The 13,368-nt window shown below is 72.2% G+C and carries 19 protein-coding genes and 1 tRNA gene; 6 read left to right on the forward strand and 14 right to left on the reverse strand.

From position 1 onward, the window contains the following. Positions 1 to 182 precede the first annotated feature (182 nt). The 10 genes from ACFZAM_RS02980 to ACFZAM_RS03025 form a co-directional block, all read right to left on the reverse strand. Positions 183 to 338: a hypothetical protein gene (locus tag ACFZAM_RS02980; RefSeq protein WP_391042253.1), complete on the reverse strand. Its 156-nt coding sequence runs from the start codon at positions 336 to 338 to the stop codon at positions 183 to 185. Between the two features lie 138 nt (positions 339 to 476). Then, entirely contained in the window at positions 477 to 2,582 is a 2,106-nt protein-coding gene (locus ACFZAM_RS02985) for a cell division protein FtsK (RefSeq protein WP_391042255.1), read from the reverse strand. Between the two features lie 85 nt (positions 2,583 to 2,667). Next, a complete protein-coding gene (locus tag ACFZAM_RS02990; RefSeq protein ID WP_391042257.1) occupies positions 2,668 to 2,838 on the reverse strand; it encodes a hypothetical protein in 171 nt (56 codons plus the stop codon). Continuing rightward, positions 2,835 to 3,146 carry a hypothetical protein gene (locus tag ACFZAM_RS02995; RefSeq protein ID WP_391042258.1) on the reverse strand — a complete coding sequence of 104 codons (312 nt, stop codon included), beginning with the start codon at positions 3,144 to 3,146 and terminating at the stop codon, positions 2,835 to 2,837. Before ACFZAM_RS02995 ends, ACFZAM_RS02990 begins: the two co-directional genes overlap by 4 nt. Then, positions 3,143 to 4,405, reverse strand: coding sequence for a hypothetical protein (locus ACFZAM_RS03000; RefSeq protein ID WP_391042260.1), 1,263 nt, complete (start codon positions 4,403 to 4,405; stop codon positions 3,143 to 3,145). Before ACFZAM_RS03000 ends, ACFZAM_RS02995 begins: the two co-directional genes overlap by 4 nt. After that, positions 4,402 to 4,590, reverse strand: coding sequence for a hypothetical protein (locus tag ACFZAM_RS03005; RefSeq protein WP_391042262.1), 189 nt, complete (start codon positions 4,588 to 4,590; stop codon positions 4,402 to 4,404). Before ACFZAM_RS03005 ends, ACFZAM_RS03000 begins: the two co-directional genes overlap by 4 nt. Beyond that, entirely contained in the window at positions 4,587 to 4,979 is a 393-nt protein-coding gene (locus ACFZAM_RS03010) for a DUF6907 domain-containing protein (RefSeq protein ID WP_391042264.1), read from the reverse strand. Before ACFZAM_RS03010 ends, ACFZAM_RS03005 begins: the two co-directional genes overlap by 4 nt. After that, positions 4,976 to 5,434 (reverse strand): hypothetical protein, encoded by a 459-nt coding sequence (locus tag ACFZAM_RS03015; RefSeq protein WP_391042266.1) that lies wholly within the window; start codon positions 5,432 to 5,434, stop codon positions 4,976 to 4,978. Before ACFZAM_RS03015 ends, ACFZAM_RS03010 begins: the two co-directional genes overlap by 4 nt. Continuing rightward, positions 5,431 to 6,651 (reverse strand): hypothetical protein, encoded by a 1,221-nt coding sequence (locus tag ACFZAM_RS03020; RefSeq protein WP_391042268.1) that lies wholly within the window; start codon positions 6,649 to 6,651, stop codon positions 5,431 to 5,433. Before ACFZAM_RS03020 ends, ACFZAM_RS03015 begins: the two co-directional genes overlap by 4 nt. Before the next feature lie 103 nt (positions 6,652 to 6,754). Beyond that, positions 6,755 to 7,132, reverse strand: a complete 378-nt coding sequence (locus tag ACFZAM_RS03025) for a hypothetical protein (protein WP_391042270.1) — start codon at positions 7,130 to 7,132, stop codon at positions 6,755 to 6,757. A gap of 562 nt (positions 7,133 to 7,694) precedes the next feature. Between ACFZAM_RS03025 and ACFZAM_RS03030 the strand changes: the two genes are divergently transcribed. Together ACFZAM_RS03030 and ACFZAM_RS03035 are read left to right on the forward strand one after the other, a co-directional pair. Next, positions 7,695 to 7,904, forward strand: coding sequence for a helix-turn-helix domain-containing protein (locus ACFZAM_RS03030; RefSeq protein WP_391042272.1), 210 nt, complete (start codon positions 7,695 to 7,697; stop codon positions 7,902 to 7,904). A gap of 416 nt (positions 7,905 to 8,320) precedes the next feature. Further along, positions 8,321 to 8,393: transfer RNA gene (locus ACFZAM_RS03035), tRNA-Arg, on the forward strand. Positions 8,394 to 8,473: 80 nt separating this feature from the next. On the opposite strand, the gene ACFZAM_RS03040 is transcribed toward ACFZAM_RS03035, so the two are convergent. After that, positions 8,474 to 8,677: a hypothetical protein gene (locus ACFZAM_RS03040; protein ID WP_391042274.1), complete on the reverse strand. Its 204-nt coding sequence runs from the start codon at positions 8,675 to 8,677 to the stop codon at positions 8,474 to 8,476. A gap of 385 nt (positions 8,678 to 9,062) precedes the next feature. Between ACFZAM_RS03040 and ACFZAM_RS03045 the strand changes: the two genes are divergently transcribed. Continuing rightward, the gene (locus ACFZAM_RS03045; protein WP_355336548.1) at positions 9,063 to 9,344 is read left to right on the forward strand and encodes a hypothetical protein; all 282 of its coding nucleotides are present in this window, start codon (positions 9,063 to 9,065) and stop codon (positions 9,342 to 9,344) included. On the opposite strand, the gene ACFZAM_RS03050 is transcribed toward ACFZAM_RS03045, so the two are convergent. Continuing rightward, positions 9,313 to 9,504 (reverse strand): hypothetical protein, encoded by a 192-nt coding sequence (locus ACFZAM_RS03050; RefSeq protein WP_391042276.1) that lies wholly within the window; start codon positions 9,502 to 9,504, stop codon positions 9,313 to 9,315. The two genes, ACFZAM_RS03045 and ACFZAM_RS03050, sit on opposite strands and share 32 nt — an antisense overlap. After that, on the reverse strand, positions 9,501 to 9,788 hold the full coding sequence (locus tag ACFZAM_RS03055) for a hypothetical protein (protein WP_391042277.1): 288 nt from the start codon (positions 9,786 to 9,788) through the stop codon (positions 9,501 to 9,503). The genes ACFZAM_RS03050 and ACFZAM_RS03055 overlap by 4 nt, the downstream gene beginning before the upstream one ends. 305 nt (positions 9,789 to 10,093) lie before the next feature. Here ACFZAM_RS03055 and ACFZAM_RS03060 point away from each other — a divergent pair, with 305 nt between their 5' ends. The 3 genes from ACFZAM_RS03060 to ACFZAM_RS03070 all read left to right on the forward strand — a co-directional run bounded on the left by ACFZAM_RS03060 (position 10,094) and on the right by ACFZAM_RS03070 (position 12,353). Then, a complete protein-coding gene (locus ACFZAM_RS03060; RefSeq protein WP_355336547.1) occupies positions 10,094 to 10,507 on the forward strand; it encodes a hypothetical protein in 414 nt (137 codons plus the stop codon). A 212-nt stretch (positions 10,508 to 10,719) separates the two neighbouring features. Continuing rightward, complete coding sequence (locus tag ACFZAM_RS03065; RefSeq protein WP_391042279.1) at positions 10,720 to 11,460, forward strand: class F sortase; 741 nt, start codon at positions 10,720 to 10,722, stop codon at positions 11,458 to 11,460. Between the two features lie 407 nt (positions 11,461 to 11,867). Further along, complete coding sequence (locus tag ACFZAM_RS03070) at positions 11,868 to 12,353, forward strand: cytidine deaminase (RefSeq protein WP_391042281.1); 486 nt, start codon at positions 11,868 to 11,870, stop codon at positions 12,351 to 12,353. Here ACFZAM_RS03070 and ACFZAM_RS03075 read toward each other — a convergent pair. Next, positions 12,313 to 13,299: an MEDS domain-containing protein gene (locus ACFZAM_RS03075; protein ID WP_391042283.1), complete on the reverse strand. Its 987-nt coding sequence runs from the start codon at positions 13,297 to 13,299 to the stop codon at positions 12,313 to 12,315. The two genes, ACFZAM_RS03070 and ACFZAM_RS03075, sit on opposite strands and share 41 nt — an antisense overlap. Between the last annotated feature and the right edge of the window lie 69 nt (positions 13,300 to 13,368).

Consider the following 13,368-nt stretch of genomic DNA (forward strand, 5'->3'; position numbering starts at 1 on the left):
GGGCGGCCTGGCGCTGCTGCGCAGCCACAGGTCGGCCGGACGGGCTATCCCCGTCCGGAGGGCGCCTACAGGATCGTCGGAGAGTTCTTGGTCGTGAACTGCTTGCCGTGCTTCGCGCGCCGTGCCCATGTGCGGGTGCGCCCTGCCCGGCACGGTCAGACGGGGCGCTGTTCGTACGTGCGTCAGCGTGTGCCGCGGTCGTTGGTGTGGCGCCAGGCGTTGAGGGCGCGGCGGCCCAGGCGGAGCCGGCCGGAGGGACGGAACGGGGCTGCGGCGCAGACGACGGCGTACACCGCGGCGGCCAGCAGCACGGCGGCGAGGCTAGCGAGGACGAGCACAGGGGATCTCCCGGGTTCGGGCTGATTCGGGGGTTGGGGCGGGGCCGCTGCTAGACGCTAGGTACCAGGTCAGCGGCCCCATGTGCTGCTAGCGGAGGTGCTAGACCTAGCGGGGACGGGTGCTAGGTCTAGCGGGGCTCACGCGGCCTTGCGGTCGGCGTCCCGGCGGGAGATCGCGGCCACCACATCGGCCCGCTGGATACCCCGGCGGGTGGTGCCCTTGCCGTCGTCGGTGGTGCCCCACACGTCGGCGGCGGTGACGCCCCACGGCTTCAGCGCGGTCGTCACGTTCGCCGCCTCCCACCCGGCGTAGACGTCCGGGCGCAGCTGCGCGAGGCGGGTCGCGACCCGCTCGTTCCACACCTTCTCCTCGTCGGCCGCCACCACCTTGAGGATGTCGCCCAGGAGGTCCATCCCCGGGGCTGCGGACGGGCCGAGGCCGGCGGCGTGGCCAGTGATGTTGCCGTACTCCTCCCGCATGACGCGGGCCCGCTCCACGACGCTCTCCGCGCCCACGGCGTCTACGAATGCCGACGACGCGATGACCGGGTCGTCACCCTCGCCGGACATCCAGCAGATGCCGCGGTCGGAGCGGGAGAACATGGTGGCCTTGATGCCCGACTTGTAGGCGCCGGTACCCAGCACCATGTCGTTGGCCTGGTGGTTCATCACCTTCAGGCAGAACCGCAGAACGGCGTTCGCGGAGATGCCGGGCGGCAGGGACTTGGCGTCGGGGCGCTGGGTGGCGAAGATCCCGGCGATGCCCAGCGCCGGCCCGCGCTTGGTGACGTCGACACAGATGGACTCGATCTCCGCGCCGTGCTCCGGGTCCTCGAACAGCACCTGGCACTCATCGACCCCGAGCACGATCGGGTGCAGGCCGAGCGCCTTGTCGCCTGCCAGGGCCGGGGTCACCTTGGACTCCGGGCACACCGACCTCGGCAGGGACTTGATGACCTTCGCCCGGCGGCGCAGCTCGGCCTTCAGCTCGCGCAGGGACTGCACGATGTACTCGATGTCCTCAGCGTCTTCCCCGGCCCGGTACCGGTGCGCGACGGGTTCGAGGGCGCCGAGGTCGCCGGTGCCCTTGAGGTCGAATCCCCACACCTCGGCCCGGGGGTCGAGGGCGGCGATGAGCAGCAGCAGGCGCAGCAGGAAGGTCTTGCCCATGCGGGGGATGCTGCCGATCACGACGGACGCGAACATCAGCGTCACGGTCATGTCCCGCATGCGCTGGTCGTTGCCGAACACGATCGGGCGGAACAGATCGACCTGTCCCTCCTTCAGCAGCGGCCAGGCGGGCTTGGTCGTCTCGTTCATCGGCTTGTCGCCGACCCACAAGACCAGGCTGCCCTCGTGCTCATCGCCAGGGCCGGGCCACACGCACCCGAGCTTGCGCCGCAGTCCGGACGCGAGGGCCTTGCGCTCCTCCATGATGTCGTCGGCGACGACACCCCACGGCAGGTCGAGGTCGGCGCGGTAGCCGGGGCCGTCCCGGGTGATCTCGGAGGTGAAGCGCAGCCCGTTCATGTCCCCGCCGCGCTTGATGGCCGCGCTGATCTTGGCGTTGCCGATGGCGTCCAGGGCGCGGAGCACGAGCGGACCGGTGAGCTTCTGGACCTCGGTGCGCATCACGGCCGGGCCGATGACGGGCGAGTCGACGGCCTGGCCGGCGTACCCGAGGGCGAGCACGGCAACCGCGCCGGCGAGGTACAGCCAGGTGTCGCCGAGGACGTACAGGGTGATGGCCAGGCCGATACCGCAGGTCAGGGCGACGACGGCGAGCAGGCCGCGGAGCCGTACCCGGTCGCCGCGGAGCTTGGCCAGGCGCATGTACTCGTCGTGGTCCTCGTCGCGTACCGCGGCGGACCGCAGCGGAGCGGCCTCGGCGTCCCACACCCAGCGGCGGCCCTCGGCGAGCAGCCGGGCGGCACCGCGCGGCGCCATGGTGGTGAGGCGCACGGTGTACCAGGGGGTGCGCAGCCCGTGGTAACGAGTGGCGTACCAGGCGCGGGAGCTGACCAGGACGGTGTTCGCACGGAAGTCCTTGGTACTGCTGAGCCACCCGGGCAGGATCGGCTTCCGCTTCTCCCGGAACACCCCGGTCCCGGGAAGCTTCGGGTTGTCGGCGGGTACGGGCGCGGTCTGCTCGTCGGGCTCGTCGGCCGGCGGCGCGGCAGGCTCGGTCACCAACTGGTCGGGTACGGGCGGGGCTTCTACCGCCGAGGCGATCGTGTCAGTCATGCTGTTCGTCCTGCTCTCTTCGGAGTGGCCTGGGGCCCGGGGCGGCCGGTCTGCTTGGCGGTGGACGGCCGCCCCGGGAGTTCAGCTATTTGGCCTGGTCGCGGCGTGCGCGGACCTTGGCGGCGATGCGGTCGATGCGGTCCTTCTGGCGGTCGGTGAGGACACCACCGCGGAGGGCGGCCAGGGCGACGATCCGCGCGATGTCCGCGGCCTCCCCGGCCGTGAGCGCCGGGTCGTCGGGTCGGATCTGGATCACTTCGGCCCCTTCCGGATGTCGCGCCAGATGGCGTAGATGACCAGGGCGACCAGCGCCAGGGACGCCGCGGCGATGGCGATAGCGACAGCGGCCAGGGCGACGGTCAGCATGAACACCGACGCGCCCGCGCCGATCGCCAGCCACTTCCCGACGTCGCTCTGCCGCTGCTGCACCACCGGAGCCGGCGCGGGCTGCTGCTGCGCCTGGATTACCTGCGCGGCCTGTATGGCGGCCAGCATCAGGGCGAACTGCTCACCCTGCTTCGCCGCCTCAACAGCGTCCTCGGACGCCTTGCGGATGTCGGTCATACCAGGGCCTTCTTCAGTTCGGTCTGGATGCGGGTGGCGCGGTCCTGGCCGATGCCGTAGCGGGTGCGCAGCGAGCGGATGGACGGGGTGGTGCCCTCCATCAGGTCGGCGAGGAAGTCGCGGCGGGCCTGCGCGGTGAGGGTGTCCTCGCCGGGCGGGGGCGGGGAGTCGTCGTCCGGCTCGGCTGCGGCCTTCTCTCCGGCGAACAGCGACTCGAAGACGTCGTCGCCGAACCGCTGCCGGAACTGCTGCTCGGTCGTCAGGGCTCCGTCGTCGGCAGGCTCGGGTACGCCTTCGGGTACAGCCTCGGGTGCAGGCGGCTCGATGGCCGGCGGGGCTTCGGGTACGGGTACGACCGGCTCGGGTACCCGCTCCAGCGGCGCCGCCGCAGGCTCCGGCTCGGCGGCAGTCGTGGGCGCATCCCCACGACTGGCCCACGGGGCGGGAAGCGCCATCGAGGCCAGCTGCGCGGCACCCCGGTACGCGGCGATGCGGTCCAGGAGTACGGCCCGCTGCGCTTCGAGTACACCCGCGTCCGTGCGGTCCACGGCCAACGCCAGGCGCCGCCGGGCACGGGCCAACCGTCCCACCCGCGTACCCGTTGCCGCCTCCAGGTCGGCCAGGTGCGCCGCCCGGCGGGTGGCAATGCGCGTCCACCGGTCGCGGGTGATCTGCGCGGCGTCCCTCCCGCGCTGCGCCAGGCCGAAGCGGGACAGCAGCCGCTCCCGCAGCTCCCTGACCAGCACAGCAGGCAGCGACTGCGAGGCCGCGTCCGGCTTGGCGTGCCGCAGCTCGATGCCCATGGCCAGGTGCCACAGCAGGGCGGCCAGCACCGGGCCGACGAACGCGCGGACGAACCCGCCGACGATGCCCGACTCGGAGAACGCGGGGACGACCTGTACCCCGGTGATCACCCACACCAGCACACCGGGCGTACCCGGGGCGCCGGTGGCGCGGAGGTTCTGCCGGGCCATCAGCGCCATCGAGAACAGGCCCAGCTCGGCCGCGGCGAACATGATGGAGCGTTCCCCGGCGCTGTTCATCCCGAGGTGATCGCGGGCGAAGTTCCACGACGTGTCACCGCTGTACGCGGTGCACAGCAGCGCCCCGAGGGCGGCCACGACAACGGCGGCCGGGGTACGGCCCCGGGTACGCCGTACCCGGGTCGCGGCGAACGCGAGTACACCCGCGAGTACGGCGAGTACGGGCACTGCGTGCACCGGAGCGCGCAGCCAGTCGGAGATCAGGGTGACGTTCATCGGAGGCTCCGGAAGAGTCGGCGGACATGCCGGGGACGGGCAACCGCGGCGGCCAGCAGCAGCCACACGACGGGCTGCGCCGTGGCCCACAGGGCGGCCGTGCCGAGCGGGGCGGCGCCCTGCTGCGCCAGGTGAGGGAACGCCCCGCACAGGCCCAGCAGGACACCGAGAACGATGTGCTTCACCGGCCACCGCCGAGGGCGTACTCGATGCGGAGGCAGGCGGCGATCCGCCGTACGGTGCCGGCGGCCTCCAAGAGGTCCGTCACCAGGCCCTCCAGCCCAGCGAAGTCGTACCCGAAGTGGTCGCCGTCCAGGAGGCGGGCGACCTGGTAGACCGTCGCGCCGTGCGGGCTGGCCGGGCTCGGGAACGGGTCCTGCCACAGCATGAGTTCGAGCAGGCGACGGGGGCCGCGGGCGGTGTTGACGGTGATGTCGAACGGTTCGCCCTGGTGGGCGATCTCCGCCCGGAGGTTCGGGACGTCGTGGCCGATGCCGATGCACCATGCGGGCTCGGGGATGGTGACGTCGCCGTGGTCGCTGGTGGGAACCGTGACGGTGCGGGGCGCGGTCACTGGTCGCCGCCGTCCGTGTCGGACTCTTCGGGAACCGGGGTGTAGGTGACCGGGGTGCGGGCGATGCCGGAGCGGATCGGGGCGACCGCGCACCCGGGCGTTGCGGTGCCGTCGAGGACGACGTCCAGGGCGCCGCAGATGACCGCGGCCCGGCGCATGACGAGGAACAGGCCGTCGTGGGCGTCGTCGCCCCTGGGGTAGGGCACGTCGAGGGCGTCGCGGATCGCGGCGAGCAGGTCGAGGACGTCGCTGGACAAGGTGGACGCGCCCGTCGGCGGCTGGTTGCCGTCTCGGGTGTCCTTCCCGGCGTTGTCGTCGGAGGTGAGCGCGTAGGGCGCGGGTGCGTCGGGGTCGGTCACGTTGACCGCGAGGGTCAACGGGGCGTCGTCAACGGGCTCGCCCTGGTCCCAGGCGGACCGCAGCGCGGACTCCAGAGGGTCGGGACGGTCGCTCATGCCTGCGCCTGCTTGTCCTGCTCGGCGAGGACGTCGCGCATGACGCGGAGCTTGGGGAGCAGCGCCTCCAGATCCGCGATGAGCTTGTTCGCGCCGTCGAGGTCGAGGTCGTCGTCGGCGGACGGCTCGGAGTACACGGACAGGCACATCGGGCCGTCCGGGTTGCCCTCCCACTCCGGGGCGAACAGGTACGCCTCGAGGATCGCGCCGCGCGCACCGCGCTCACCTCCGAGGGTGATGGCCGCGGCCTGCTCGGCGTCGGTCGGGGGGACGTACGCGAGCTGCTGCCGGGTGGGGAGTGCGGCCGTGGCCTTGAGGTTGTGGTCGATGGCGTCCGCGAGGTCTCGGACGTCGGCCGGGCGGGACCGGCGGGCCTCCGCCCACGCCGTGGCGAGGAAGCTGAGGACCGGGCCCTTGGCATCGGCCGCGAGGATGGCCATCTCGATGGCCTCGGCCTTCGCGTCCGGGTGGTCGGAGCCGAGGGGCGCGTCTCCGGCGAAGCACGGCGGGGTGATCAGCGCCGCAGCTTCCGGGCTGACGAAGAGGGAGATCGCCGTCTTGACCTGGTCGAGGTCGTGCACGGGCGGGAGCGCGACCTTCAGGGTGTCGCCGTACTGCTTGTAGAGCGCGGCGGTCCCTTCGCTGAGGTCCGCGATCTCGACCTCGGCGCGGGTGATGGGCTGGTCCTTCTCGCTGATGACCATGTCCAGGGCGGTCCGCAACCCGCGGGCCATAACGTCCTGGTTCTCGGTTGCACCCAAGGCGTCCGCCATGGCGTCGACCGCGCTGGAGAACCGGGAACTTGCGTACGCCTCCGTCTCCTCCTGACCGCCGACCTCGGCCAGGTGCCAGCCCTGGGCGTTGTCGATGGACCGGTGCAGCTGCTTGGACACGTCGTTCGGGTTGGTCTTGAGCCTGGCGAGCGAGGCCGTCACAGCCTGCGTGACCACCGAGGTGGCGCTGGCGACCAGCTCCGAAGGCGTGGCCGGGGCGGTACGGACGGCGTACGGCAGCTTGCCGTGGTTCGGTCCGGCGGAGGTGGGGATGAGGTCGGCGGCGCGAGTGTGCTCGGCGAGGTAGGCCAGGCCGGTGCTGCCGCGCCGGGCGTCGGCGTCGGTGAGGAGGCCGAGCAGCTGCTCGGGGTTGGTGTGGCCGGTGGCCGAGAAGGTGAGGCTGTTGGCGGGCAGGGGGCGCAGGGTCTGTACGGTGTCGGACACGGTTCGCTCCTGGTGGTTTCAGGTGGTGGATCACAGGCCCCGGCCGGAGGTGCGAACTCCGGCCGCGGGCCGTCTTGCTGCTGAGGGTCGGGTGAGGCGAGGGCTACGCGGCCAGTAGCGCGGCGGCGGCGCGGTACTCGGCCTTGCGCGGCTTGTACGCGGCGGCGAGCTGGACGACCTGCCCGCGGGTGAAGTGGTGCACGGTGCGCGTCTGGTGGGACCGGCCGCCGGCGAGGGTGCGGCGGGTGCGGGCGACCTCGGTCGGCTCGATGCCGATCCGCTTCGCCACCGTGCGGAGGGCGGTCGCCACGCCGGAGGCGGTGGTCCGGTCGACGCCGGACGCGATCAGGTGGGTGGCCAGCGAACGGGGCTGGCGGCGGACCGAGGCGGCCAGGCGGTTGCCGGCGGCGCGGGTCCGGAGGATCGAGCGGCGGGTGCGGGCGCTGGCCCTGCGGTCCCGGCGGGTGAGAAGCTTCTTCATGCGGGTCTCCTGCTTACTCAGGTGGTCCGAAGGCCCTGTTCGGTGGTGAGACACCGGGCGGGGCCGCCTTGCTTGTGGCTACAAACTACGGCTCTTGTAGCCACAAAACAAGAGGTTCGGCGAACTTTTTCGTAGCCACAAGAGTGAGACTGGCGTCTTGCTCGCTGTGGCTACAAGCGGTTACCCTCGCGGCATGACGCCCGAGCCAGATACCGACTACGACACCCCTCGCCGCTTCCGTGCTCCCGACGACGAATGGGAGCCGTTCGAAGCTGCGACGCGGGCCGTCCACCCGGTAGGACGTAGTCCCCGAGCCCGCGTCATCCGCGAGTTCATGCGCTGGTACATGCGCCGCCCCGGCGCCAAGCTCCCCGATCGGCCGGCGGCAGGCCCGTGGTCGGCCCCGGCGGCAGACAATCCCACCGACTGACCCGCACGGCCTGGCTCTCGATCCCCCGGAGTGCCCCCTACCTTGTCCATGTCGAAGGGGCAAAGTTCCAGGGCGTCCGAGCGCGGCCCGCACGCAGGCAGGTCCAGGTGCGCACCGACAACGAGGTGAGCCATGCCAGACCCCGAAGCCGATTACTGGACGGTGACCGAGGTCGCCGACTACCTCGGAGTCACCCCCGAGACAGTCCGTACGTACCGCTCCCGTAAGCGCGGCGAGCTGCCGCCCGAGGACAAGATGTTCGGCCGTTCCCCGGCCTGGAAGCCGGCCACCATCACCCGCTTCGACCGCCTCGGGCAGGGACACCGCAGCGACTTGGAATAGCCTCGCGGCCCTGGCGGTGACCTGCGGTTTCTGCCCTCGCCGATGGCACGCCGATGGCACCAAGAGGCACGGCCGCGCTTGGTCGGCGAGGGTCGGGACCGGATGGCGAACCTGCTCTGACCTGGACCTAAGCGTCTGCGGCGGTCGGCGGTCGTCTGCGCTGGGCGAGGGATAACACACTGCTAATGCGGTTTGGGCTTTACCGTCCATCGAGGGTTCAAATCCCTCCGCCTCCGCCACCACCCCGGAGCCCCGCCCGTCCTCCACCGACGGCGGGGCTCCTTCCGTTCCACCCCCCGGCCCCACCCCATTCCCGCAGGTCACCCCGCCTCCCGGTTATGGATTTCACCTCCCGCCACACCTCATGTAATGTTGTTCCCGCAACGCCGACCGGCCCAAAACCCCGCGAAGCGCTCGCACTCGTAGCTCAACGGATAGAGCATCTGACTACGGATCAGAAGGTTGCAGGTTCGAATCCTGCCGAGTGCACAGCAGATCAGAGGCCCTGTGCCCCTTCGGGGGTGCGGGGCTTCTGTCGTAATTTCTCACAATCGCCGAATGATCTTGCGTCAGCGCAACAGCTCGGCAGGCTTCTCCGAACCGGCCCGCAGTGACTGAGGGTCAGGGTGCACGTAAGTCCGCTTCGTGAACGACAGATCCGAGTGGCCCGCCCACGCCGACACGGAGGTTTCCGGGCACCGGGCGGCCAGCGGGCGGACCTCGAAGCTGGGCACCGGGTTGGCGTACTGATGGTGCTTCGGATCGAGGCTCACGACATCCTCGCTTGCAGGTCGCTCTGGATTCGGGTGGCTCGGAGCTGGCCGACGCCGTAGCGGTCCTTGAGTACGCGGATCGACGCCGCGCGGCCCTGCGGGTGGCAATCCGCGTCCACCGGTCACGGGTGATCTGCGCCGCGTCCCGCCCCCGCTGGGCCAGGCCGAACTGGGACAGCAGCCGCTCCCGCAGCTCCCCCCGGTCACCACCCACACCAGCACCCCTGGCGTACCCGGCACCCCGAGGGCGCCCAGGTTTTGCCGGGCCATCAGCGCCATGGAGAACAGCGCCACCTCGGCGGCGGCGAACATCACCCCCCGCTCCGTACCGGACGCTCATGGGGTGCTCCGAGGGGGGTCGGAAAGGCCCGCTACGGTGACAGCCATGGAAAAGCGGGGGGACGGGTCGCCGCTGAGCGCGATCAAGTGGGCGTTGGTCACCGGGGTGGTGCTGGCCGCGGGGGCGCTGGTGCCGATGCTGTGGGGCAACGCCACCTGGCCGCAGTCGCGGCACGCGCTCTGGGTCACCGTGCCGGTGCCGGTGGTGGCGGTGCTTGTCGTCAGGCTGGTGCTGCCCTGGCGCGAGCGGCGGGCGGCGCGGCGGGCGGCGGATCGGGCGGCGGATCGGGCTGCGTTCACTTCGTCCTCCGGATCGAATGACCAGTGATTCGCGGCCGGGCCAGCAGCCCGGCGACCAACGCCCACAGGACGGGCTGGCAGGCCACCCAGCGGGCGGCCGTGGCGGCGGGGTCGGCGCCTTGCCCGGCGGCCAGGTGCGGGAACGCCGGCGCCAGGCCGAGCAGGGCACCGAGGACGATGTGTCTCATGACGGCTCACCCGCCCGGACGGCGTCGAGGCGGCGGCCGGCCGGGACGATGCGCCGGGCGGCGTCCAAGGCGAGGAGCGCGGCACCGCGCTCGACCGCGTCGGCCAGCTCCCGCAGGTTGGTGGCGAACGCGACGGCGTCGGCGCGGTTGGTGGTCCGCAGCAGGTCGCGGCCGTCGTTGCCCTCCCAGATCACCAGGTGCGTGGTCCGGTCCTCCTCGGAACTGACGTTGACGACGAGCGTCGCGCCCGGCGTGGTGATGTCGGCGAAGGTCGCCTCACACACCCCTTCCTGGTGCCACACGCCGTCGCAGCCGGGGATGCGGTGCTGGTCGACGGTCTGGTCTCGTGTCGGCCGTGGCGTTCGCGTGGCGGTGTGAGGTGACGGTCCGGCAGATGTGAAGAGGGGTAAGCACAGTCGGGGGCGGCGGGGGGTGAGCGACGCGCCGGGGGATGTGGTCTGAACGGGGCAAAAATGGTGTGAAGGTGTGTGAATAAGTCACATTATTCGTATCTATGACTTCGTTGGGCACGTACGTCCCCCTTCTCGGGCCATCAGGGTCCGAGGGCGTGCCCTCGCGAAGGAGTCCCATGCGTTCCGCTCGTGCTCTCGCCGCTCTCGCCATCTCCAGCATTGCCCTCAGCGGCGGCGCTCTGGCGCTCTCCGCCCCGATGGCGTCCGCCGAGACGGGTCCCCACTCGGAGATCTGTGAGCAGGCCCAGGTCAAGACCCATGAAGCGCAGAAGGAGCTCGACCGGCTGGAGAAGCTGCCGAACAAGACGCCGGAGATCCGTAAGCAGATCGCCACGGCCGAGGAGATCCTGGAGCAGGCGCAGGTCGGCGAGCGGGACGCGTGCGCGAGCGTCACCGGTCCGGTGCACGCCGGTTCCGGCGGCCTGGCGGGCGGGATCAGCGGCACCGAGATGACCGCGGGCGCGGCTGTGCTCGCCGTCGCGGCCGCCGGTGGCGTCGTGATGATGCGCCGCCGTTCCGTCGAGGGCTGACCTCGGTTCCACCTCCGCCCCTTGTGGCCGCGCACCCCGCTCGAAGCGGAGCGCGCGACCGCAGGGGGCGTCATACGTCCGCAGCTCGTTCGGCACCAGGCACCAGGCACCAGGCACCAGGCGTCAGGTGCTAAGCGCCAGGCGTCAGGCGCTGATCGCTGGGCCCCGGCCAGAGGCGGACGGACGCAGACTTCGAGAAAGGCCCGCCCCGCATGCAGCACCCCCGCGCCGTCGACCGCCGCCGCCAGGCGGGCCTCGCACTGCTCCTGGCAGGCATGGCCGTGGGCGGCTTCCTCGTGGTCGACAGCGCCTCCGGCACCGGACTCACCCCGCCCAGGCCCTCGGCCGCCGACGCCTTCTCCGGCCCCGTCGCACCGGCCGTTCCGGCCCCCGCGGTGGATCCGCTGCCGCCGTCGCCGCCCACCCGCATCACGATCCCCGAGATCGGCGTCGACGCGCCGATGACCGGTCTCACCACGGACAAGGACCACACCCTGCAACCCCCGCCGCCGGACGACAAGAACCTCGCCGGGTGGTACCGGAACGGCCCCACGCCCGGCAGCACCGGCACCGCGGTCGTCGTCGGACACCTCGACACCCACAGCGGCCCCGCCGTCTTCTACCGCATCGGCCAGCTCCACAAGCAGAACACCCTCACCGTGCGGCGCCAGGACGGCCGCACCGCCGTCTTCACCGTCGACGCCGTCGAGCAGTACGAGAAGAGCGACTTCCCCAGCGAGAAGGTCTACCGGCAGGCCACCCGCCCCGAACTCCGCCTGATCACCTGCGCCGGCACCTACTCCCGGGCCACCAGCTACAGCGCCAACATCGTCGTCTACGCCCACCTCACGAAGGTCGGCCCGCCCGCTCCCGCCCCGGTGGCGTCTCCCGTGGCCACGGCGGCCTCGGCGCCTCCGGCCTCTCCCGCCGCTACGTGGACCGCGCCGTGGTGAACGGGAGGAGCTGAGCCGCGGTCTGCGGCGGCGACGCAGCCGCAGCCGCAGACGCAGCCGCAGCCTCGGCCTCGTCCGTGTCGACCACCTCGCCGCCGGGGTCGGCTGGAGCCGCGAGCGCCTGTGGACCCGCTTCCACGCCCAACTCGGCCTCCCGCCCGAACCGTTACGGCGCGGGCGCGGGCCGTCGCGGCGGGCGAGGGGATCCTCAGTGGCGGAGTCGAACCCGGCGCCCTCGTGGCCTCGTTGACCCGCCTCTCCTGCCCCCCGGCCTCTCCTGCCTCCCCGGCCTCGCCCCGGACGCCGCCCGGACGATCGCCCACCGCCTCGGCGCCCGGCCCCGGCGCGCCGCGCACCACCCGTAAAGCCCTCGCGCCCCGCCCGCCCGGGTCCGTAGCATCCGGCCCGTGCTGACGATCCCCAGTCGGGAACTGACCCCCGCCGACCACGAACTCATCGCGTACGCCCGCGCCATCGTCGACGAGAACACCGACGGCGACGGCGGCGTCCACACCATGGGCGCCGCCGTCCGTGACGCGGACGGACGCATGCACGGCGGCATCAACCTCTACCACTTCACCGGCGGGCCCTGCGCCGAACTCGTCGCCCTCGGCTGCGCCCGAGCCTGCGGGGCGCGGCAGTTGACCACCGTCGTGGCCGTCGGGAACCTCGGCCGCGGCCCCGTCGGCCCGTGCGGCCGCGACCGCCAGATCCTCTTCGACTACCACCCGTCCATCCGCGTCCTCCTGCCCACCCCGGACGGCGTCCGGAGCGCCCGCATCACCGACCTGATGCCCCTCGCCGCCCTCTGGACCCCGGACGAGGGCACCCAGCCCTACGACCCGGCGCTCTTCACCGACCCCGCGCCGGAGGATCCTCCACCTGGAAGGTGACCCCTTCTGCCTCGGCCGCGCCGCAGACGCGGAGCATGCGGTGTTGCGACGGGGTGCAGCGCACCGTCGTGCCCCGGGGGAGGCGGAGGGTGGTGCCTGCGCAGTGGGCGTCGAGGAAGGAGAGCGGGGTGAGGTCGAGGAGGGCGGGCGGGGGGTCGCTGGTGAAGGCGGCGCGGAGGGCGAGGTCGAAGTGGAGGCGGGTGGCGAGGTCGGCGGTGCCGGTGAGGCGGAGGCAGGAGCCGGTGCGGTCGGCGTGGAGGGTGTCGAGGGAGGGCAGGACGGCGAGCGGGTGCAGGGCGGCGATACGTGAGAGCAGGGGCGCCGGGACGGCGCCGTGGTCGTACTCGCAGATCGCGGTGAAGCCGGTCCTGGCCGAGAAGGGCGTCAACTCCGCTTCGTAGGAAGAGAGTTCGGACTCGGGGAGGCCGGAGTGCGCGGCGGCGGCCCACGTCATGTCGCCGACCACCCGCATGCCGGTGAAGCCGCGCCGCCGCGCGGTGCTGGTGCCCGCCGCCCAGAAGGCCGTACGGGCCGCCGGGTCGAAGGCGCCGGACGCGGGGTCGTAGCCGGGGGCTTCGGAGGAGAGCGCCAACTGCCCGGTGCGCGCGCAGCGTTCGGCGGGGACGCCGTGCGCGGAGAGATGGGCGAGGGCGTCAGGACCGGCGGTGTCCCCGCCGGTGAAGATCATGACGCGCTCACCGAGGGCGAGGCCCGCGACGGTGAAGGCGGCGCGCACCGCCCACCGGTCGTCGTCGCCGTGGATTCCGAGGCAGGCGTGGTCACCGGGGCCCATACGGTCGACCGCGACCGCCCGCGGTATCGCCTCGGCCACCGACGTACACCCGGCCCCGCTCCCGTCATGGCCGCCTGCCGCGACCGACCGGTCGCGCTCCGCGCCCACGGGGTCACCGCGGCCACCCCCGCCGCCCGCCATGCCACCTCCCATGGACCGAACGTACGCCGCCCGCACCAACCTTTCGGCCCGCGCATCGCATATCGGCCGCCGATGACGAAA

It is taken from the genome of Streptomyces sp. NPDC008079 (genome assembly GCF_042957385.1).
Lineage (GTDB): Bacteria > Actinomycetota > Actinomycetes > Streptomycetales > Streptomycetaceae > Actinacidiphila.